At 60.9% G+C, this 19,228-nt stretch carries 17 protein-coding genes; 6 read left to right on the top strand and 11 right to left on the bottom strand.

The features are described 5' to 3' along the window. The first annotated feature begins 26 nt into the window (after positions 1 to 26). A complete protein-coding gene (locus tag AC07SU_RS24680) occupies positions 27 to 803 on the top strand; it encodes an N-acetylmuramoyl-L-alanine amidase (RefSeq protein WP_494998500.1) in 777 nt (258 codons plus the stop codon). Between the two features lie 63 nt (positions 804 to 866). Here AC07SU_RS24680 and AC07SU_RS24685 read toward each other — a convergent pair whose 3' ends face one another. Both AC07SU_RS24685 and algB read right to left on the bottom strand, forming a co-directional pair. After that, positions 867 to 2,654 (bottom strand): KinB sensor domain-containing domain, encoded by a 1,788-nt coding sequence (locus AC07SU_RS24685; RefSeq protein WP_494998501.1) that lies wholly within the window; start codon positions 2,652 to 2,654, stop codon positions 867 to 869. A gap of 10 nt (positions 2,655 to 2,664) precedes the next feature. Next, a complete protein-coding gene (algB, locus tag AC07SU_RS24690; RefSeq protein ID WP_078740007.1) occupies positions 2,665 to 4,011 on the bottom strand; it encodes a sigma-54-dependent response regulator transcription factor AlgB in 1,347 nt (448 codons plus the stop codon). Between the two features lie 391 nt (positions 4,012 to 4,402). On the opposite strand from algB, the gene AC07SU_RS24695 reads away from it, so the two are divergent. From AC07SU_RS24695 to AC07SU_RS24715, 5 genes are all read left to right on the top strand, one after another. After that, positions 4,403 to 4,687, top strand: a complete 285-nt coding sequence (locus AC07SU_RS24695) for a hypothetical protein (RefSeq protein ID WP_494998502.1) — start codon at positions 4,403 to 4,405, stop codon at positions 4,685 to 4,687. A gap of 75 nt (positions 4,688 to 4,762) precedes the next feature. Then, positions 4,763 to 4,927 carry a DUF1328 domain-containing protein gene (locus tag AC07SU_RS24700; protein WP_003170804.1) on the top strand — a complete coding sequence of 55 codons (165 nt, stop codon included), beginning with the start codon at positions 4,763 to 4,765 and terminating at the stop codon, positions 4,925 to 4,927. A gap of 2 nt (positions 4,928 to 4,929) precedes the next feature. Continuing rightward, a complete protein-coding gene (locus AC07SU_RS24705) occupies positions 4,930 to 5,397 on the top strand; it encodes an inhibitor of vertebrate lysozyme family protein (RefSeq protein ID WP_176994649.1) in 468 nt (155 codons plus the stop codon). A gap of 716 nt (positions 5,398 to 6,113) precedes the next feature. Beyond that, complete coding sequence (gene gltP / locus AC07SU_RS24710) at positions 6,114 to 7,445, top strand: glutamate/aspartate:proton symporter GltP (protein WP_176994650.1); 1,332 nt, start codon at positions 6,114 to 6,116, stop codon at positions 7,443 to 7,445. A 98-nt stretch (positions 7,446 to 7,543) separates the two neighbouring features. Continuing rightward, positions 7,544 to 8,773, top strand: a complete 1,230-nt coding sequence (locus AC07SU_RS24715) for a nucleoside recognition domain-containing protein (protein WP_178923898.1) — start codon at positions 7,544 to 7,546, stop codon at positions 8,771 to 8,773. Positions 8,774 to 8,876: 103 nt separating this feature from the next. Here the strand turns inward: AC07SU_RS24715 and AC07SU_RS24720 are convergent, their stop codons facing one another. The 9 genes from AC07SU_RS24720 to AC07SU_RS24760 all read right to left on the bottom strand — a co-directional run bounded on the left by AC07SU_RS24720 (position 8,877) and on the right by AC07SU_RS24760 (position 18,980). Further along, on the bottom strand, positions 8,877 to 9,488 hold the full coding sequence (locus AC07SU_RS24720) for an ABC-type transport auxiliary lipoprotein family protein (protein WP_494998503.1): 612 nt from the start codon (positions 9,486 to 9,488) through the stop codon (positions 8,877 to 8,879). Beyond that, positions 9,485 to 10,423 (bottom strand): MlaD family protein, encoded by a 939-nt coding sequence (locus AC07SU_RS24725; protein ID WP_176994653.1) that lies wholly within the window; start codon positions 10,421 to 10,423, stop codon positions 9,485 to 9,487. The genes AC07SU_RS24720 and AC07SU_RS24725 overlap by 4 nt, the downstream gene beginning before the upstream one ends. 1 nt (position 10,424) lies before the next feature. Continuing rightward, the gene (locus AC07SU_RS24730; RefSeq protein ID WP_176994654.1) at positions 10,425 to 11,228 is read right to left on the bottom strand and encodes an ABC transporter ATP-binding protein; all 804 of its coding nucleotides are present in this window, start codon (positions 11,226 to 11,228) and stop codon (positions 10,425 to 10,427) included. Beyond that, a complete protein-coding gene (locus AC07SU_RS24735; RefSeq protein ID WP_494998504.1) occupies positions 11,225 to 12,373 on the bottom strand; it encodes an ABC transporter permease in 1,149 nt (382 codons plus the stop codon). Before AC07SU_RS24735 ends, AC07SU_RS24730 begins: the two co-directional genes overlap by 4 nt. A 54-nt stretch (positions 12,374 to 12,427) precedes the next feature. Further along, a complete protein-coding gene (locus AC07SU_RS24740) occupies positions 12,428 to 13,459 on the bottom strand; it encodes a DUF5924 family protein (protein ID WP_176994678.1) in 1,032 nt (343 codons plus the stop codon). Positions 13,460 to 13,528: 69 nt separating this feature from the next. Beyond that, positions 13,529 to 14,911, bottom strand: a complete 1,383-nt coding sequence (locus AC07SU_RS24745; protein ID WP_494998505.1) for a M16 family metallopeptidase — start codon at positions 14,909 to 14,911, stop codon at positions 13,529 to 13,531. A gap of 58 nt (positions 14,912 to 14,969) precedes the next feature. Further along, positions 14,970 to 16,628 carry a Na/Pi cotransporter family protein gene (locus AC07SU_RS24750; RefSeq protein WP_176994657.1) on the bottom strand — a complete coding sequence of 553 codons (1,659 nt, stop codon included), beginning with the start codon at positions 16,626 to 16,628 and terminating at the stop codon, positions 14,970 to 14,972. Between the two features lie 211 nt (positions 16,629 to 16,839). Next, positions 16,840 to 17,607 (bottom strand): TerC family protein, encoded by a 768-nt coding sequence (locus AC07SU_RS24755; RefSeq protein WP_176994658.1) that lies wholly within the window; start codon positions 17,605 to 17,607, stop codon positions 16,840 to 16,842. Positions 17,608 to 17,672: 65 nt separating this feature from the next. Next, the gene (locus AC07SU_RS24760; RefSeq protein ID WP_494998506.1) at positions 17,673 to 18,980 is read right to left on the bottom strand and encodes a CitMHS family transporter; all 1,308 of its coding nucleotides are present in this window, start codon (positions 18,978 to 18,980) and stop codon (positions 17,673 to 17,675) included. Positions 18,981 to 19,228: the final 248 nt, after the last annotated feature.

The following is a 19,228-nucleotide window of genomic DNA, read 5'->3' on the forward strand; positions in this document are numbered from 1 at the left end:
TCGCCTTCAGTGTAATGTCTTCTGCCATGAAATCCTTTTGCTTTGCCTTAGTGTTCCTACTGCTCGCCGGCTGCGCCAGCGGCCCGCGCCTGGATACCAGCCACCCCTCGATGAACCACGACAATCGCGTGCAGTTCGTCGTTGTTCACTACACCTCGACCAATCTTGAGCGTTCCCTGGCCCTGCTGACGCACGGCCAGGTCAGCAGCCATTACCTGATCGGCGACGATGCGTCGGGCACCATCTACAAGCTGGTGGATGAGAGCCAGCGCGCCTGGCACGCCGGAGAAAGCGAGTGGATGGGCCGCACCTGGCTAAACTCCAGCTCCATCGGCATCGAGATCGTCAATCCCGGGTATCAGGACACCCCGAGCGGCCGCGTGTGGTTCCCCTACTCCGAGGCGCAGTACAAGTCCCTGGTGGTGTTGCTCAAGGACATCAGCAAGCGCAACGGCATCGACCCCAAGAACATCATCGGCCATAGCGACATCGCGCCACTTCGCAAGCTTGACCCCGGCCCGCTGTTTCCCTGGAAGCGCCTGGCGGCTGAAGGCCTGGGGGTTTGGCCCGACGCTCAGGCAGTCGCCCGTTTCCAGGTGCAATACGCCGCTGACCTGCCGAGCATCACGTGGTTCCAGGAAGAGCTGGCGCGATTGGGCTACCAGACGCCGCAGACGGGGGAACTGGATGTGGCCACGCGTCATGTGATCGCGGCCTTTCAGATGCACTTCCGCCCTTCGTTGTTTGACGGCACCCCCGATGCGGAAAGCGCCGCGATCCTGCGAGCGCTCAACCGCAACTGACCGTAGGAGCCCGGCTTGCCGGCGATAGCGATCTTGAGGTCCCATCACCCGCTAGCCTGGCCCCTACAACGGCAATGCCATATAAAACTGCGTACCCTGCCCCGGCCGTGAATACACACCCATGCGGCCACCGTGCAACTGCACGATTTCCTTGCACAGCGCCAACCCCAGGCCTGCGCCGCCTTTCTTGCGGCCCACCTGCACGAAGGGTTCGAAGATCCGCCCTTGCTGGCCGTAGGCGATGCCCTCGCCGTTGTCCTCGACACTGATGATTACCCGTTCGCCATGGCGGCGCGCCTGCAGGCGAATCTGGCCGCCTTCGGCGGTGTGGCGCAGGGCGTTGCCCAGCAGATTGTCCAGTACCCGTTCCAATTGGGCGCGGTCGGCATATAGGCGGGGTAAGTCGGACTGGGCTTCCACCAGTAGCTCGATGCGCTGGGCATTGGCCGGTTCGGTAAAGCGAGCGCGAGCGTGATCCAGCAGGTCGGTCACGTCGCACGGCCCCAGGGTGAGTTTTTGCAGGCCGTTCTGGTAGCGCGAGAAGTTGAGCAGGTCGTTGATCAGCTGCATCAGGCGCTGCATTTCTTCATTGACCGTATCCAGCAAGTCCGCTTCGCGCGACTCCGCAGGAAACTTCGCCCGCTCACGAAACAACCCGAACGCCATGTGCATGCCGGTCACGGGCGTGCGCAGTTCATGGGAGGCGCGTAGCACGAACTCGCTGCGTACCCGTTCAAAGGCACGCTGTTCGGTAACGTCATGCAGCACCATCACGGCCCCGAGAATGTGCCCTTGGGTGTGGCTGACGGGGGTGAGGCTGTAGGTCAGCAGGCGCAGTTCGCCCTCGACCTCCACTTCCAGATCCTCCGGTGCCCGTTCCAGGTTGCCGCCGCGCAGCACCAGTTGAAGTTGTTCGTCCAGTTCCGGTCGCACCAGGGCTTCGCCCAGCCCTTGGCCAAGACGGTCCTCGTCCCAGCCTAATTGGCGCTGCGCGACCGGGTTGAGGTGCTCCAGGCGGCCTTGGCGGTCGATCATCAGCAGGCCATCGTCGATGCTGTCGAGCACCGCCTGCAGGCGTTGCTGGCCGGCCAGCAGTTCATCAACGTTGGTTGCCTGATGTTGGCGCAGCGCTTCGGCCATGATGCCGAAGCGTCGGGTCAGCTGGTTCATTTCGGCTGCCGAAGAAATAGGCAGCGTGACTTCAAAATCCCCCTGCCCGATCTTGTCGGCCGCCTTGGCCAGGGCTTCGATCGGCCCGCCAAAACGCCGGGCGATGCCGTGTGCGGTCACAAACCCGATGATCAGCACCGCAAGCCCGACCAGCCCCAGCAATCCGGCAATCAGCAAGGCGCGTTCGCGAGACTTGTGCTCGCTGGTACTGATGTTTTCCAGTGCGCGCTTGTGTTCGGCGATCAGGCCGTTACGCAGCACATTGAAGGTCTCGGTCAGTTTTTCCTTGCTGCCGGGGGGCGGTGAGGCTTGCTGGGACTCGTCAAACGCCTCCAGCAAATTCTGGTAGTCGGTGCGGGCCTGGCTGAAGCCGCTGCCACTGGCATCTCGCTGCTCGTGGGCGATGCCTTGGTCCAGCAGCTCGAAGTAACGCTGCTTGGAGCCTTGCAGCGCCTCGGGGTCGGGGCGCTTTTCCAGCATCATGATCAGCTGGTCGCCCAGGCTCTGGCGCAGCTTGAGCCCCAGGTCCAGGGTCACGAAGTTGCTGCGTATCAACGATTCCTGGGTCTTGGCCATCTGCATCACGCTAACCAGGCCCAGGATCAATCCCAGCAGGGCGACGGTGATCAGCGCGGAGATACTCAGGAACAGCCGAGTGCGCAGTTTCATCGCAAGCTTCATAGGGTGTTGCTCACAGGTTGTACTGTTTGCGTTTGCGGTACAGGGTCGACGCGTCGATGCCCAGGGTGCGAGCTGCCTGGTCCAGGGTGTCGCTGGTGGCGAGCACGGCGCCGATATGGGCCTTCTCCAACTCATCCAGGCTCAACGCGGCGCCAATCCTGGGCGCATTGTTGGTAGGTTGCTCGGCCATGCCGAGGTGGCTGATCTCCACCTTTTCCTGTGGGCAGATGATGCTGGCGCGCTCCACCACGTTACGCAGTTCGCGGATATTGCCCGGCCAGCGATAGTTGAGCAGCGCCTCGCGTGCTTCATCGCTGAAGCCACGCGCCGGCCGTGCATATTCCTTGACGAAGCGTGCCAGGAAGCGGTCGGCGAGGGTCAGGATGTCTTCACTGCGTTCGCGCAGCGGGGGCAGGTGCAAGGTGATGACGTTGAGGCGGTAGAGCAAATCCTCACGGAAGCGGCCATCGCGGACCATGTCTTCCAGGTTCAGGTTGGTGGCGGCGAGAATGCGCACGTCGGCGCGACGGGTGACCGGGTCGCCCACACGCTCATATTCCTTGTCCTGAATGAAACGCAGCAGTTTTGGCTGCAAAGTGAGCGGAAAGTCGCCGATCTCGTCAAGAAACAGCGTGCCGCCGTCCGCCTGGTTGACCCGGCCCAGGGTGCTCTCGCTGGCCCCGGTAAAGGCGCCGCGGCTATGGCCGAACAGCTCGCTTTCCATCAATTCCGCGGTCAGCGACGGGCAGTTGATGGTCACGCAGGACTTTTTCGAGCGCTTGCTCCAGCCGTGAATCGCTCGGGCCAGCTCACCTTTACCTGTGCCGGACTCGCCGAGGATCAAGATGTTGGCGTCAGTGCCCGCCACTTGGCGTGCGGTCTCCAGCACCACCATCATGGCCGGGCTGTGGGAGTCGAGGCCGTCCTTGGGCTGGCGCACTTCGCCTTCCAGCGCTTCAAGGCGTGCAGACAGTTGGCGCACTTCCAGTTGCTTGGCGGTGGCCAGGCGCAATTGGTCGGGGCTGCAAGGTTTTACCAGGTAGTCGGCGGCGCCCGCCTGGATGGCGTCCACTGCCGTATCGACCGCCGAATGAGCGGTGACGATCACCACGCGCATCCACGGTGCCTGGATGCGCATCTGGGCCAATACATCCAGGCCATTGTCTTCGCCCAGGCGCAGGTCGAGGAAGCACAGGTCGAACACTTGGCGTTGCATCAGTGCGTCCGCCTGGGCGGCACTGTTGGCAGTGGCTACGGTGTAGCCTTCATCTTCCAGGCAGTAACGGAAGGTGCGAAGGATCGCGGATTCGTCATCCACTAAAAGAATGCGGCCTTGAAGTTCCTTGGCTGATTCCATCTGTCCCGCGCTCCTTAAACTATGAATGATGGTGTTTAGTCCCGGAATAATCGGGCAAGTTGCATGGTTTATTCTGATTGATAAATGGCATCTTCGCGCAGCTATCTGCTCCGTCTCCTACAAACACGCCGATTGATGGCGTTTTCATGCCTTCTTGCCACTTCGGCAACTCGCCGAGCGCTTTCGATCCCTCGACCCGACCACTGACCATCGTGCATTTCGCACGGCTTGCACAGGGCTATCGTGCAGGATGCTGGCCTTCATCCTTCGCCAGTATTTATAAGATATTGATTTTATTAAGTTTTATTTTGTAAAAAACCTGGCATGCGCTCTGCAATATCTCTCCCAACAGTGTCATGAACCAATAATCAGAATGCGGGAGAAACACAGCATGACTCGCCAAAGCCTCAGCCCATTGTCTGTATCGCCGCTGCGCTTGCAGCAAGGCCTGTTCGCCAGCCTGGCCCTGATGGTCACCCTGGTCATTGGACAACAGATGCAGCACGGGCAGCAGAGTCAGCCACACGCCCCGCAATTTGAACGCCCGGTGATGACACAAACCCATTTCCGTTCCGTTGGCAGCGTTACTGCCGATGTAGCCGCCCCGCAACTGAGAGTGGCAGACCAGGATTCCACCCCTGGCGATCTGCCAACCCAAGAGCGCTGGGTTTTCTAGGCAAGACAAAGTCGCTGTTGAGCGGCTGCACGGCAACACCGCTGTTACCCCTATAAAAGCGTAAGGAGAATCACCATGTTGAGCTGGGCTATCACATTTCTGATCATCGCCATTGTGGCCGCTGTCCTGGGCTTCGGTGGCATCGCGGGCACCGCCACGGGTATCGCCAAGATCCTGTTTGTCGTCTTCCTGGTGATGTTCATCGCTTCGTTCTTCTTTGGTCGTCGCGGCCGAGGCTGAATATGACCACTCTGCCCTTTAAAGCCATGGCTGCCGCCCTGCTCCTGGGCGGCAGCGGCCTGGTGATGGCCGCCAACGACGGCCAAAGCCGAGCCAACGAATTGCTGACCTCGGACCCTCAGTTCCGTGAGACTTGGCAAGGCGTGGTGAAGAAAGAAGAGCGCCTGCCGGAATGGGTGATGAACCTGTCCGGTACGGCCGAACAAATGAATGCCGTGGAAGAAGACGGTGACAAGTACTTGGTGGGGCCGCTTTGCGAAACTGCAGACACATGCCTGAACAAGCGCCTGATTGTTGCCTTCAGCTACGACAAGAAAGATGCCTACGCCATGTTGGTGGAAGTCCCGGCCGGCCTGCCGGCGGACAAATCCCCGACGCGTCACGCCGATTACCGGTTCCTCGGTAAGCCGGACGAAGGCATGCAGAAGCTGCTGATGGAGCAGCTCAAGAAAGACCCCAATTGGTACTAGGTTCCCCTTGGCGCAATGCGTTTGTGGAGCCAGCGTCCATAGAAAGAAGCCCAACGCTTCTTTCTGTTTGCATCGTCCGTCAAGGGCGGTGCATGACCAGGGGGCCGGGTTGCTCTGATCAATCGGGATCGGCGTGACCTACGGGTACAGGGAGTGCCTGCGAAAGGGCCGGGTCAGGTGAAAAGCTGCGACGCAGGTTCACAAGCCGATGGCTTGCTGAACTTGCGGCGGGCTTATACCTCTCTCTTATGTCAGCCATAGTCGCTAATTCCGTTTTTGCTCGTTCCTAACCATTACTTGGTGTGTCTGGCTGACCATCTATCGATAAAATTTGGCTGCGCTCATAGGACATTTCCGACACTAAACGGCGGAATTCCCAGGCGTTTCTGCCAGTGCTCCGTAGACGTCCTGATTCTCTGAGCGAGCCGGGTTTGGCCGGTTCACGGCATGTTTGTCGGACAAAATGTCACATTTGAACTGACCGTTCGGACAGTTATTATTAAAAAAAGCCATGCCGATTCGGCATAGGGTAGGCGTTTACGGCATTAGACGTCGCTCCCTTGCATGGGAATAGTTGCGCCTTTTTTCGCCTGCCAGTAAGCCATTTCGGCCATGCGGCGGTGACCTTCCATGGAGGCAGATGCTCACACTTTTTCGCTCTCGAGCGTTCCAGATGGCGCATTTGCCTTAAGTCCACTTGAAGTAAGGGTAATGACATGAAGAAGGCAAAGCTAAGCCTCGCCTGGCAGATCCTCATCGGTTTGGTGTTGGGGATCGCAATCGGTGCAGTGCTCAACCATTTCAGTGCTGAAAAGGCCTGGTGGATCAGCAATGTGTTGCAGCCAGCGGGCGATATCTTTATCCGCCTGATCAAGATGATCGTGATCCCGATTGTGATTTCCTCGCTGATCGTCGGCATTGCCGGTGTCGGTGACGCGAAAAAGCTCGGTCGCATCGGCGTCAAAACCATCGTTTACTTTGAAGTGGTCACCACTATCGCCATCGTGGTCGGCCTGCTGTTGGCCAACCTGTTCCACCCGGGCGCTGGCATCGACATGAGTACCCTGGGTACTGTCGATATTTCCAAATACACCGCCACCGCCGCTGAAGTGCAGCACGAGCATGCGTTCATCGAGACCATCCTCAACCTGATCCCTTCGAACATCTTCGCCGCCGTGGCCCGTGGCGAAATGCTGCCGATCATCTTCTTCTCGGTGCTGTTCGGCCTGGGCTTGTCGAGCCTCAAGCCGGAACTGCGCGAGCCGCTGGTGACCATGTTCCAGGGCGTGTCCGAGAGCATGTTCAAAGTCACCCACATGATCATGAAGTACGCCCCGATCGGCGTATTTGCCCTGATCGCCGTGACGGTCGCCAACTTCGGCTTCGCCTCCTTGCTGCCGCTGGCCAAGCTGGTGATCCTGGTTTACGTGGCCATCCTGTTCTTCGCCTTTGTGGTACTGGGCCTGATTGCCCGCCTGTTCGGCTTCTCGGTGATCAAGCTGATGCGCATCTTCAAGGATGAGCTGGTCCTGGCCTACTCCACCGCCAGCTCCGAAACTGTGTTGCCGCGTGTGATCGAGAAGATGGAAGCCTATGGCGCACCCAAGGCGATCTGCAGCTTCGTGGTACCCACCGGCTACTCCTTCAACCTCGACGGTTCGACCCTGTACCAGAGCATCGCGGCGATCTTTATCGCCCAGCTGTACGGCATCGACCTGTCGATCGGCCAACAACTGATGCTGGTATTGACCCTGATGGTCACCTCCAAAGGCATCGCCGGCGTGCCGGGTGTGTCCTTCGTGGTACTGCTGGCCACCCTGGGCAGCGTGGGCATCCCGCTGGAAGGCCTGGCCTTCATTGCCGGTGTCGACCGCATCATGGACATGGCGCGTACCGCCCTGAACGTGATTGGCAACGCCCTGGCCGTATTGGTCATCGCACGTTGGGAAGGCATGTACGACGACGCCAAGGGCGAGCGCTACTGGAACTCCCTGCCGCACTGGCGCAGCAAGGCCGCCGCGCCGACCGCTCAAGCGACCCGCAGCTGATAGGCTGACGGCTTGAAGACAAACCCCGGACAATTCCGGGGTTTGTCGTTTCTGCCAGCCCCGCTATCATTCGCCCCATCTTTCGGGGGATTCAACTGATGCTCAATGGCCTGTGGCTTGGCTTCTTTGTCGTGGCAATGGTGTCAGCACTGGTGCAATGGCTGGTGGGTGGCAACGCCGGTATTTTCGCGGCGATGGTCGAAAGCATTTTCGCCATGGCCAAACTGTCGGTGGAAGTGATGGTGCTGTTGTTCGGCACCCTTACCTTGTGGTTGGGGTTCCTGCGCATCGCTGAGAAAGCCGGCATCGTCGACTGGCTGGCCAAGGCCCTCGGCCCGCTGTTCCGCCGCCTGATGCCGGAAGTGCCTGCCGGGCACCCGGCGATCGGCCTGATCACCCTCAACTTCGCCGCCAATGGCCTGGGGCTGGACAACGCGGCCACGCCCATCGGCCTGAAGGCCATGAAGGCGCTGCAGGAGCTCAACCCCATCCCCAACACCGCCAGCAACGCGCAGATCCTGTTCCTGGTGCTCAACGCGTCCTCGCTGACGCTCTTGCCGGTGACCATCTTCATGTACCGCGCCCAGCAAGGCGCTGCGGACCCTACCCTGGTGTTCCTGCCGATCCTGTTGGCGACCAGCGCGTCCACCCTGGTGGGCCTGTTGTCGGTGGCGATCATGCAGCGCCTGCGCCTGTGGGACCCGGTGGTGCTGGCTTACCTGATTCCCGGCGCGCTGGTGCTCGGTGGGTTCATGGCCTTCCTGGCGACACTGTCGGCCACGGCGCTGGCGGGTTTGTCCTCGATACTCGGCAACCTGACGCTGTTCGGCTTGATCATGCTGTTTTTGGTGATTGGTGCGCTGCGCAAGGTGAAGGTCTACGAGGCGTTTGTCGAAGGCGCCAAAGAAGGTTTTGACGTTGCCAAGAACCTGCTGCCGTACCTGGTGGCGATGTTGTGCGCAGTGGGTGTATTGCGTGCTTCGGGTGCATTGGATTTTGGTCTTGAAGGGATTCGCCATGTGGTCGCCTGGACCGGCATGGACACGCGCTTTGTCGATGCGTTGCCCACGGCCATGGTCAAGCCGTTCTCCGGCAGTGCGGCCCGGGCGCTATTGATCGAAACCATGCAGACCCAGGGTGTGGACAGCTTCCCGGCGCTGGTGGCGGCGACGATCCAGGGCAGTACTGAGACCACCTTCTATGTGTTGGCGGTGTACTTCGGGTCGGTGGGCATCCAGCGGGCCCGGCATGCGGTGGGGTGTGCGCTGCTGGCGGAGTTGGCGGGTGTCGTTGCGGCTATTGCGGTGTGCTACTGGTTCTTTGCTTGAGGCTTAAGTGGCTATCGCCGGCAAGCCAGCTCCTACAGGTGACCGCGTTTATCCTGCCGAAATGCGATCAACTGTAGGAGCCGGCTTGCCGGCGATAGGGCCCTCAGCGTTTCGCAGCACTATTGCCTTGCTGCACCACCCAATCCACCACCTGCCTGTTCAACTGATCCCCCGCCAGCCCAAACCCGGCCACCACCGCCGGCACCTTGGTATCCGTCACCGGCTGGTGAATTTCAAACCGCCGGCTGGCAATAATCCGCTGATCGCTCCCACGCACCAATCGCGCGTCGAGGCGGATCACCACTTCCACCGCGCCTCCTCGGTATTCACTCTGGAACGCCTGCAACTGCCCACCCAGCTCGTAATCGGCCTGCAGGTTGGTCTCATCGGTGCTCAACAACGTTACGCGGCCATCACGCTGGAAGCCGTCCATAAAGCGGTTGCGCAGCAGCACCGGCGACGGGTCGCTCCAGCGCGAGTTCGCATAGCTGCTGATCAGGTTGCCGTCCGGCACCACGGCAATGCGCGGGCTGTCGAGAAACTCGCTGGTCTGCGGCTTGGACACGCGCAGCGACCAGCTCACCGGGGCGCCCTGGCTTGCGGTCTGGGCTGGCACCAGGCGGTACACGTCCGAAGGGTCGGCCTTGGGCAGGATCGAGCACGCGCTCACGAGCGCCAATGCCACGGGGGCGATCATCTGGTAAGCACGCTTCATGGCGTGAACTCCTTGTTCTTGTCGCTGCCCAGCAGGTAGCCACTGGGGTTGGCTTCCAGGCGGCGGGAGATGGCGCGCAGCGACCCGAGGGTTTCACGCAGTTCGCGCACTGCCGGCGCCAGTTCATTGAGGCCCTGCATGCCGCTGTTCACCGAGTCCTTGTTGTTGGTCAGCAAGGTGTTGATGGTGGCGGTGCTTTGCTCCAGGGATTTCATGGCCTGCTCGGCACTGCCGAAGGCCTGCTTGCCTTGATCGTTGAGCAAGCCATTGGCGTTGCGCATCAAGGTGGTGGTCTGCTCCAGGGCGGCGCTGGCCTGCTTGCTCACTTGCATCAGTTGCTGCATCACCACCTTGATATCGCCGCGCTGGTCGGCGATGGCGCCGGTGGTTTGTTGCAGGTTGTCCAGGGTGTTGCTCAAGCGCTCGACGTTCTCACGGGAGAACATGTGGTTGGCGTTGTGCAGCAGCAGGTTGATGCTGGTCATCAGGTCGTTGCTGTTATTGAGCAGGCGCGCAATGGGCGATGGCGAGGCGATGATTTCCGGCAGGTTGCCGTCCTTGCCCTTGAGCTCCGGGCTTTGTGGTGTGCCGCCGCTGAGCTGGATGATCGAGGTGCCGGTGATGCCGGTCAGGGCCAGCTTGGCCTGGGTGTCTTCCTTGATTGGCGTCTGCCCGGCCAGGCGGATGCGTGCCAGCACGCGCCGCGGGTCGTTGGGGTCCAGGCGCAGGCTGGTGACATCGCCCACCTTGATCCCGCTGTATTGCACCGGGCTGCCCTGGGACAGGCCGCTGACCGCCTCGTTGAACACCACTTCATAATCCTGGAAGGCACTGTCGACGCTGGATTTTGCCAGCCACAGGCCGAACAGCAGGGCGCCGACCACCACAATCACGCTGAACAGACCGATCATCACATGATGGGCTCGGGTTTCCATGTCATACCTCGTCTAGCGATTGAGCGGCATCCAATGCCGCGCGGCCGCGGGGGCCGTGGAAATATTCGTGAATCCACGCGTCGTCCGTTTCCGAGACGACATCGATGGCATCGGCCACCAGCACTTTCTTCTGCGCCAGCACCGCCACGCGGTCGGTGATGGTGTACAGCGTGTCGAGGTCGTGGGTCACCAGGAACACACTCAGGCCCAGCGCGTCGCGCAGTGTCAGGATCAACTGATCGAATTGCGCCGCGCCAATCGGGTCAAGGCCGGCGGTGGGCTCGTCGAGAAACAGGATGTCCGGGTCCAGGGCCAAGGCGCGTGCCAGGGCTGCGCGCTTGATCATGCCACCGGACAACGAAGACGGGTATTTGTCGGCGGCCGAGAGCGGCAGCCCGGCCAAGGCCAGTTTCACCGCGGCCAGGTGCTCGGCGTCACGGCGGCTGAGGCCGGCATGTTCAATCAACGGCAGGGCGACGTTTTCGGTGACGGTCAGTGAGGAAAACAGCGCGCCCTTCTGGAACAGCACGCCAAAGCGCCGTTCCACCAGGGAGCGCTCATGCTCCGACAGGCTCGGCAGGTTTTTGCCGAACACCCGCACCTCGCCTTCGCTGGGGCGGCGCAGGCCGACAATGCTGCGCAACAGCACCGACTTGCCGCTGCCCGAGCCGCCGACCACCGCCAGGATCTCGCCTTTGTACAAATCCAGGTCGAGGTTTTCGTGCACGCTTTGCCGGCCAAAGCGGTTGCACAGGCCGCGCACTTCAATCACCGCCTCAGTGGGCGCACGGTGTAGACGACTCACCAGCCCATCTCCATGAAGAACATCGCGGCCACCGCATCCAGCACGATCACCACAAAGATCGATTGCACCACGCTGGAGGTGGTGTGAGCGCCAACCGACTCGGCGCTGCCGCTGACCTTGAAACCTTCCAGACAACCAATGGCGGCAATGAGAAAAGCGAAGATCGGCGCCTTCACCATGCCCACCAGGAAATGCTGTACGCCAATGTCCGATTGCAGCAGCGACAGAAACATTGCGGGCGAGATGTCCAACGCCACGGCGCACACCACCCCGCCTCCGACAATCCCCGAGAGCATCGCCAGGAACGTCAGCATCGGCAGCGACACCAGCAGCGCCAGCACGCGAGGCAATACCAGCAGCTCCATGGGGTCGAGGCCCAGGGTGCGAATCGCATCGATTTCTTCGTTGGCCTTCATCGAGCCGATTTGTGCTGTGAACGCACTGGCCGTGCGCCCGGCAATCAAAATGGCCGTCAGCAATACGCCAAATTCCCGTAGGAAAGAGAACGCCACCAAGTCCACGGTGAACACCGTCGCGCCAAAGCTTTTGAGCACCGTGGCACCCAGGAAGGCCACCACGGCGCCGACCAAAAAGGTCAGCAGCGCGACGATGGGCGCGGCGTCGAGCCCGGTCTGTTCGATATGGGCGACCATCGGCGTGATGCGCCAGCGCTTGGGACGAAAGATACCGCGCGCGAAGGTTTCGAGGATCAGGCCAATAAAACCGAGCAGCTTCATGCTGTCTTGCCACACGGTGTCGACCGCCCGGCCGATCCGCGCTAACACCTGGATGCCGGCCGCCTCTTCCGGGGCTTTTTCCGGGACACAGAAATCATTCAGCGAGCGGTAGACGGTCTTGAGCAGTGCACGGTCGGCGGCAGAGAGGCTGCAGTCGGTCTGCTCGGCCGAGTGCTCGATGCGGGCGGGGCCAAGCAATTCCACCAGCAGTGATGCGCCGGCGGTGTCCAGGGCGCCCAGGCCATTGAGGTCGATGCGGGCCCCGGCGTCGTATTGGCCGTCGAGCTTGTCCGACAGCTTTTTCAGGTTTGAGTAGTGGGCAAGCGTCCAGTCCCCCGTAATCCTGAGTAACGGGGGAGTCGTGGACGTATCGAGGTGGGCGGCACCGGCCGTCGTACGAGTGGTCATAAGCTCCGAGCTTGTTTGGCTATCCACAATTCCTACGTAATAGCACGATACGGCCTACTTTGGGTTGTCCGTTTGTGCTGCGTCAGTGACTTTGAAACGCAGCACACCAATCACCTGGCCGTCCTCGGTCAACACCCGTACTTGCCAGCGGCCTGCCGAGTCGGCCGGGAAGTTCTGCTTGTGGGTCCAGGCGCGATAGCCTTCCTTGCGCCCGCCATGGATATCCAGCGCGATGCGGTCGACTTCTTTGCCGTTGAATTTCCACACATGGTAGATCCGCTCTTCCAGCCCGCGCGGGGCATTGATCGCGGTGTAGGCGTACAGCCCGCCGCTGCGTAGCTGGGCGGCAGTGACTTCCTTGAGGTCATCGCCCGGGGTGCGGTCTTGCAGCTGGGTGCTGATGGCCACTTCGGTCATCCACAGCGTGGCCGGTGGCACCCAACTGCGCAGGAACCAGCCGGCGCAGCCAATCGCGGCGGTGACGCCCAGCAACATTGCCCAACCTTTGACGCTGCGCAGCGGCAGGCTCACGGCCAGGCTGGGGATCGACAGCAGCATGGCAACGCCGAGGGCGAGCTTGTAACTCTCGGCGGTGGTCAGGTGCAGGATGATCGGCAGCGCGGTGAGCAGCGCGGCGAACAGAGTCAGGGTGTGCAGCGCCAGGAACAGCGAACGCTTGGGCGCTAGCCATTTGTAGTACAGCGGGTCGGTGATCGAGACCAGTGCCGCGGCGCCCAGCAGGCCGGTGAAAATCGATTGGCCGCTGTTCCAGGTGGTGGTGACGAAAAAGAACGGCAACACAAAAAACAGACTTTCCTGGTGGATCATCTGGGTGGCGTAGCGCAGCAGGGGTTCGGGGATTTCCCGCTTGAAGACCCGGGTGAACAGTTGGGTAAAGCTGTTCTCCAGCATCAGCCACAACCAGCTCACCAGCATGATGACCGCGATCCAGCTGGCCATGCCTTGCTGGCGGTCCACCAGAATGAAGCTGCACACCCCCGAGATAAAGCCGCCGAGTGCGATCACCCCCGGGTAGCGCTTGATCAGTTCGAGGACGCGCTGGATGAGGGGCGGCAGGCTTGGCATGGGCATTCACAGTTCGTGTAGGAAAAAACCCAGACAGAATAACGTCTTAGCCCGGAGTACGGTGCCTCATTAAGCAATCCGTTTGCGATAAACCCGCACACCGATCAACGCAAGGGCAATCAGCCCCAGCACGCCGGCACCGATCCAACTGAGCACGTCGTAGCTGAACAGGGGTTTCTCGATGCGCCAATAGCCCGGCTGGTTGAACACCTGGCGCATGGCGTCGTTGGTTTGCTTCAGGCTCACGGCCTTGATGCGCTTTACCGGGTCGCTGAAATGGCCGTTGGCGTAGTCACCGGAAGCACTCCAGTAATAGTCGGCCAACGCGCTGTTGCCCTGTACCGCCCACGACTGGCGTGCAATGGCGGCTTGCTGCAGACGGGTGAAGGTTGCCGGGTCGAGACCGTCCTTGAGCAGTTGGGCCTTGAGGTCCTGCAATACCTGTTCGGCTTCGGGCAGGTTGTCGCGTTCGAGGTCGGCGTTCAGGCTCAGGAAGCCGACACCGCCGAGCACTTCGCGCTCGCTCCATGGGCCGTAGGACAAACCGTGCTTGAGGCGCAGTTGACGGTAGAGCGCCCAGTCGAGGTAGTCCTTGAGCAGGTCGTAGGTTTCATCATGCTGGTCATCCAGCACCGGTTCGGGGAACAGCCAGTGCAGCTTGGCGCTGTCACCGATCCAGCCGTGCACCAGGTCCCGGTAACTGGCAGCGGCGTGCTGGATCTCTGGCAGGGGCCGATGTTCGCTCGGCTCGACCGGCTCGAGCTGGCCATAGGTGCGTTCCAGATAAGCCGGCAATAGTTTGTCGAGGTCGCCGACGATAATCAGGGTCATGTTGTTCGGCGCGTACCAATTTTTGCGCAGCTTCTCTAGCTGATCACGGGTGAGGTGATCGACCTCGGCGCGTTCGGCACATTTGAGCCCCAACTCGACGGCCAATTGATTGCTCGCGGTGTGGCCCAGGTCCTGGCGGTCGAGCAGGCGCTGCAGATGTGAGTAATGGCCACCGTCTTCGCGTTCGACCACCTGCTTGGCGGCATTGATATTGGCATCGGACAGTTGGGTGCGGGTGAGGATGGCCAGCAACAGGTCGAGCACCTTGCGCTGGTTGTGCGCGGGTGCTTCGATGACGAAGGTGGTGTCGGCATTGCTGGTGTAGGCGTTCCATTCGCCGCCCAAGGCTTGCATGCGGTCCTCAAGGTCGCCTTCGCCGCCGCCGTCGATGCCGCTGAACAGCAAGTGTTCGAGCAGGTGCGGCAACTCTTTTTCGTCGCAGCTGAAATCATCCAGGCCGACCCCTACCACCATGCGGATGGCCACATGGCCCCGCTCGGTGCCGGGTTTGAGCAGCAATTGCAGGCCGTTGGGCAAGGTGTAGCCTTCGACTTGCAGGCGGTCAAAGGCAAAGACATGTGCAGAGCCCATGAGCAGGCAGGCGAATAGCAGGCGACGCATAACAAGCTTCCTGGCGAGTGAGGTCCATTGTTAACTGACTTCACTCGCCGTCTTACGTTCAGGGTGAATGGGTGATGTCGGCAATATCTTCGGCGGAGAGTGCGCCGGTGTCGGACGTTTCCAAGACTACATAAGCGCTGCTGCAAAACAGTGAATTGAGGCGCTTCATGTCGGCAATCAGCTCCAGGTGCAGCGAGCTGGTTTCCAGGCTCTGCACGATCTTGCGTTGCAGGCGGCTGACGTGGGCATGGGCCAGGCGCCGCTCCTGGGCGCGGAAGCGGCGCTTCTCGCGCAGCAGTTGGCGGGCGCTTTCGGGGTCGGCGCTGAGAAATACCGACAACCCCAGGCGCAGGTTGGCGATCAACTGACTGTGCAGGCCAGTGAGCTCTTCCAGGCCGACTTCGGAGAACTGGCGGCGCTGGGAGGTCTTCTGCTGTTGCACTTTGCGCAGCATGCGTTCGATCAGGTCGCCGGCCAGTTTCAGGTTGATCGACAGCTCGATGATCTCAGCCCAGCGGCGGCTGTCCTGTTCGCTGAGGTCTTCGCGGGGCATTTGCGCGAGGTATAGCTTGATCGCACTGTACAGGGCTTCGACGTCATCGCTGAGGCTGCGTATTTCCTGAGTGATGGCGGTTTGTTTGCCGCGCAACACTTCCTGCATCGCGGTGAGCATGTTGTCGATCAAGTCGCCCAGGCGCAGGGTCTCGCGGGCGGCGTTGGCCAGGGCCAGGCTGGGCGTGTCGAGTGCGGTTGCGTCCAGGTGGCGCGGCTTGGCCTTGCCGTTGGCCTCCTGTTGTTCCGGCAGCAGCCAGGCACACAGGCGTGACATCGGGCCGATACTGGGCAACAGGATCAGGCAGCGGCTGACGTTGTAGAGCAGGTGGAAGGTAATGACCATGCCTTGGGCACTGTAGTCCAAACCGTCCATCCAGCGTACCAGAGGGTCGAGTACCGGGATGATCAGCAGCAGGCCAATCAGTTTGTACAGCAGGCTGCCGAGGGCGACCTGGCGTCCGGCAGCGTTTTGCATATTGGTGCTGAGGAACGCCAGCACACCGCTGCCGATATTGGCGCCAATCACCAAGCCGATGGCCACATGCAGGCCGATCACACCGGCGCCGGCCAAGGTGGCTGTCAGCAGGACGGCGGCCAGGCTGGAGTAGGAAATCATCGCAAACAGCGCGCCGACCAGGGCGTCGAGCAAGATATCGCCGGTCAGCGAGGCAAAGATGACTTTGACGCCCTGGGCGTGGGTAATCGGCCCGGCCGCTTCGACGATCAACTGCAGCGCCAGAATGATCAGGCCCAGGCCGATCCCGACCCGGCCCATCTGCCCGGCCCGCGTCTGCTTGCGGGACAGGAAGAAAATCACCCCGAGGAAAATCAGCAGCGGTGACAGCCACGACAAGTCGAAGGTCAGTACCCGTGCCATCAAGGCCGTACCGACGTCGGCGCCGAGCATGGTTGCCAGCGCAGGCGTGAGGCTCATCAAGCCCTGGCCGACAAATGAAGTCACCAGCATGGCCGTGGCGTTGCTGCTCTGCACCATGGCCGTTACCAGGATACCGGCGACAAACGCCAGCCAGCGCTTGGACATGTTCTGCCCGATGACTTGGCGCAAGTTGGAACCGTAGACCCGCAAGATGCCGGTACGGACGATGTGCGTGCCCCAGATCAGCAGGGTCACGGCGGAAAGCAGATTGAGCAAGGTCAGCATGCTCGGCCCCCCGTGTGGGTACGCTCCAAAAAGAGCGAAGGAAGTTTGCCGCGTGCCGTTCTACGTCTTGTAGTTAAGCTGTAGTTGGCGAATGGGCTCTGCGCCAGCATCGCATAGCTAAAGTGGGGATTGAAACAAAACTGTCATGAAATCAACTTTGTGCGAAATGAAAAAGGGGCCTGAATAGGCCCCTTTTTTGTCTGGCTTGGGTTTATTGACCCGGAATGTCCTTGCGCAGTTTCACAGGATCCTGCTGTTTCTTCTTTTTCGCGATGGCGGTGCGCATCTTGATGTTCACCGCTTCTACCGCCAGCGAGAACGCCATGGCGAAGTAGACGTAGCCTTTTGGCACATGCACGTCGAAGGATTCGGCGATCAGCACCGTACCCACCACCAGCAGGAACGACAGCGCGAGCATCTTCAGCGACGGGTGCTTGTCGATGAATGCGCTGATTGTGCCGGCCGCCAGCATCATCACCAATACCGCCACGACAATCGCCGCGACCATGACCGGCACATGGGAGACCATGCCGACGGCGGTGATGACCGAGTCCAGAGAGAACACGATGTCGATGATGGCAATCTGGATGATGGTGTAGATGAACTTGCCACCGGCGCCCTTGGGCTCGTCGTGGGTTTCGTCTTCACCTTCCAGGGCGTGGTACATCTCCTGGGAGCTTTTCCACAGCAGGAACAAGCCACCGAAGAACAGGATCAGGTCGCGACCGGAAATGCCCTGACCGAACACCACGAACAGGTCGGCGGTCAGTTGCATCACCCAGGTGATCGACAGCAGCAACAGGATGCGCGTGACCATGGCCAGGGCCAGGCCGAAGATCCGGGTGCGCGCCTGCATATGCTTGGGCATGCGGCTGACCAGGATCGAAATCATGATGATGTTATCGATACCCAGGACGATCTCGAGGGCCGTCAGGGTGAAGAAGGCAATCCAGATTTCCGGATTGGTCAGCCATTCCATGTGTATTCCTTTGAGCAAGTGTTAAACCGCGCAAGCTGCAGCGCCGCGCGGTTGGGTTGATACGATTATAGAGTGCTGAACAGCGGGAAAATCCCCATCAGCAAAGCGGCGAACATTATGCACAGGCATACCAGCACTGCCCACTTCAGGGTGAAGCGTTGGTGATCGCCAAATTCGATACCGGCCAGGGCCACCAACAGGTAAGTCGATGGTACCAGTGGGCTGAGCAAGTGCACCGGTTGACCCACGATGGACGCCCGCGCCATTTCGACGGCGGTGATGCCGTAGTGGCTGGCGGCTTCGGCGAGTACCGGCAGTACGCCATAGTAGAACGCGTCGTTGGACATGAAGAAGGTGAACGGCATGCTCACCAGGGCTGTGATCACCGCCAGGTACGGGCCCAGTGCATCAGGGATGACCGCCAGCAGGCTCTTGGACATGGCATCAACCATGCCGGTGCCCGACAGGATGCCGGTGAAGATACCGGCCGCGAAGATCAGGCCAGTCACCGCCAACACGCTGCCGGAGTGGGCGGCAATGCGGTCTTTCTGCATTTGCAGGCACGGGTAGTTGACGATCATCGCGATACTGAACGCCACCATGAATAGCACCGGCAGCGGCAGAAGGCCGGCGATCAGCGTGCACATCAGGGCGAAGGTCAGCGCGCCGTTGAACCAGATCAGCTTGGGGCGACGGGCATCGGGGTATTGCGAGACGCTGATTTCACTGTGGTCGATTTCATCGCCCGCCAGGTGCAATTCACCCAGGCGTGCACGCTCGCGCAGGCCATACATATAGGCGATCGCCAGGATCGCGACCACACCGACGGCCATCGCCGGGATCATCGGCACGAAGATGTCCGACGGGTCCACATGCAGCGCACTGGCGGCACGGGCGGTCGGGCCACCCCAGGGCGTCATGTTCATTACGCCACCGGCGAGGATGATCAGGCCGGCCATGATCCGCGGGCTCATGCCGATGCGCTGGTACAGCGGCAACATGGCGGCCACGCAGATCATGTAGGTGGTGGCGCCGTCACCGTCCAGGGACACGACCAGGGCCAGCACGGCGGTGCCGACCGAGACTTTCAGCGGGTCGCCCTTGACCATCTTGAGGATCTTGCGCACGGCCGGGTCGAACAGGCCGGAGTCGATCATCAGGGCAAAGTAGAGAATGGCGAACATCAGCATCACGCCGGTTGGCGCGAGCTTGGTGATACCGGCCAGCATCATCGGGCCGATCTCCGGCGCGAAGCCGCCGAACAGCGCGAACAGGATCGGCACGATGATCAAGGCGATCAGCGCGGACAGGCGCTTGGTCATGATCAGGAACATGAACGTGATGACCATGGCAAAGCCAAGGAAAGTCAGCATAGGAATACTCCAGGCGTAGCGCGGCTAGGGAATGGCGAACCGAGTGGGGGTCAGCGCAGATCGAAAGGCACGAGGCGTACGGGTGGAGTGGGGGCGAACAGGCGGGTACGAGCGGACATCGGGAATCACCATTGTTGTTGTTAACAGCCGGTCTGTTGCCGACAGTGGGGGCGATCCTAGACGGGTAAGCTTTCAGCCAGCTTTCGCTGGAAAAACAGGTGACGAAGGGGAAAGGCACATTCTTCAGG

This window comes from Pseudomonas sp. GW821-FHT05H12 (genome assembly GCF_059419385.1).

Coding starts and splice junctions, on each gene's coding strand:
- AC07SU_RS24680 (WP_494998500.1), top strand. CDS start 27: ATGAAATCCTTTTGCTTTGCCTTAGTGTTCCTACTGCTCGCCGGCTGC.
- AC07SU_RS24685 (WP_494998501.1), bottom strand. CDS start 2,654: ATGAAGCTTGCGATGAAACTGCGCACTCGGCTGTTCCTGAGTATCTCC.
- algB (WP_078740007.1), bottom strand. CDS start 4,011: ATGGAATCAGCCAAGGAACTTCAAGGCCGCATTCTTTTAGTGGATGAC.
- AC07SU_RS24695 (WP_494998502.1), top strand. CDS start 4,403: ATGACTCGCCAAAGCCTCAGCCCATTGTCTGTATCGCCGCTGCGCTTG.
- AC07SU_RS24700 (WP_003170804.1), top strand. CDS start 4,763: ATGTTGAGCTGGGCTATCACATTTCTGATCATCGCCATTGTGGCCGCT.
- AC07SU_RS24705 (WP_176994649.1), top strand. CDS start 4,930: ATGACCACTCTGCCCTTTAAAGCCATGGCTGCCGCCCTGCTCCTGGGC.
- gltP (WP_176994650.1), top strand. CDS start 6,114: ATGAAGAAGGCAAAGCTAAGCCTCGCCTGGCAGATCCTCATCGGTTTG.
- AC07SU_RS24715 (WP_178923898.1), top strand. CDS start 7,544: ATGCTCAATGGCCTGTGGCTTGGCTTCTTTGTCGTGGCAATGGTGTCA.
- AC07SU_RS24720 (WP_494998503.1), bottom strand. CDS start 9,488: ATGAAGCGTGCTTACCAGATGATCGCCCCCGTGGCATTGGCGCTCGTG.
- AC07SU_RS24725 (WP_176994653.1), bottom strand. CDS start 10,423: ATGGAAACCCGAGCCCATCATGTGATGATCGGTCTGTTCAGCGTGATT.
- AC07SU_RS24735 (WP_494998504.1), bottom strand. CDS start 12,373: ATGACCACTCGTACGACGGCCGGTGCCGCCCACCTCGATACGTCCACG.
- AC07SU_RS24740 (WP_176994678.1), bottom strand. CDS start 13,459: ATGCCAAGCCTGCCGCCCCTCATCCAGCGCGTCCTCGAACTGATCAAG.
- AC07SU_RS24745 (WP_494998505.1), bottom strand. CDS start 14,911: ATGCGTCGCCTGCTATTCGCCTGCCTGCTCATGGGCTCTGCACATGTC.
- AC07SU_RS24750 (WP_176994657.1), bottom strand. CDS start 16,628: ATGCTGACCTTGCTCAATCTGCTTTCCGCCGTGACCCTGCTGATCTGG.
- AC07SU_RS24755 (WP_176994658.1), bottom strand. CDS start 17,607: ATGGAATGGCTGACCAATCCGGAAATCTGGATTGCCTTCTTCACCCTG.
- AC07SU_RS24760 (WP_494998506.1), bottom strand. CDS start 18,980: ATGCTGACTTTCCTTGGCTTTGCCATGGTCATCACGTTCATGTTCCTG.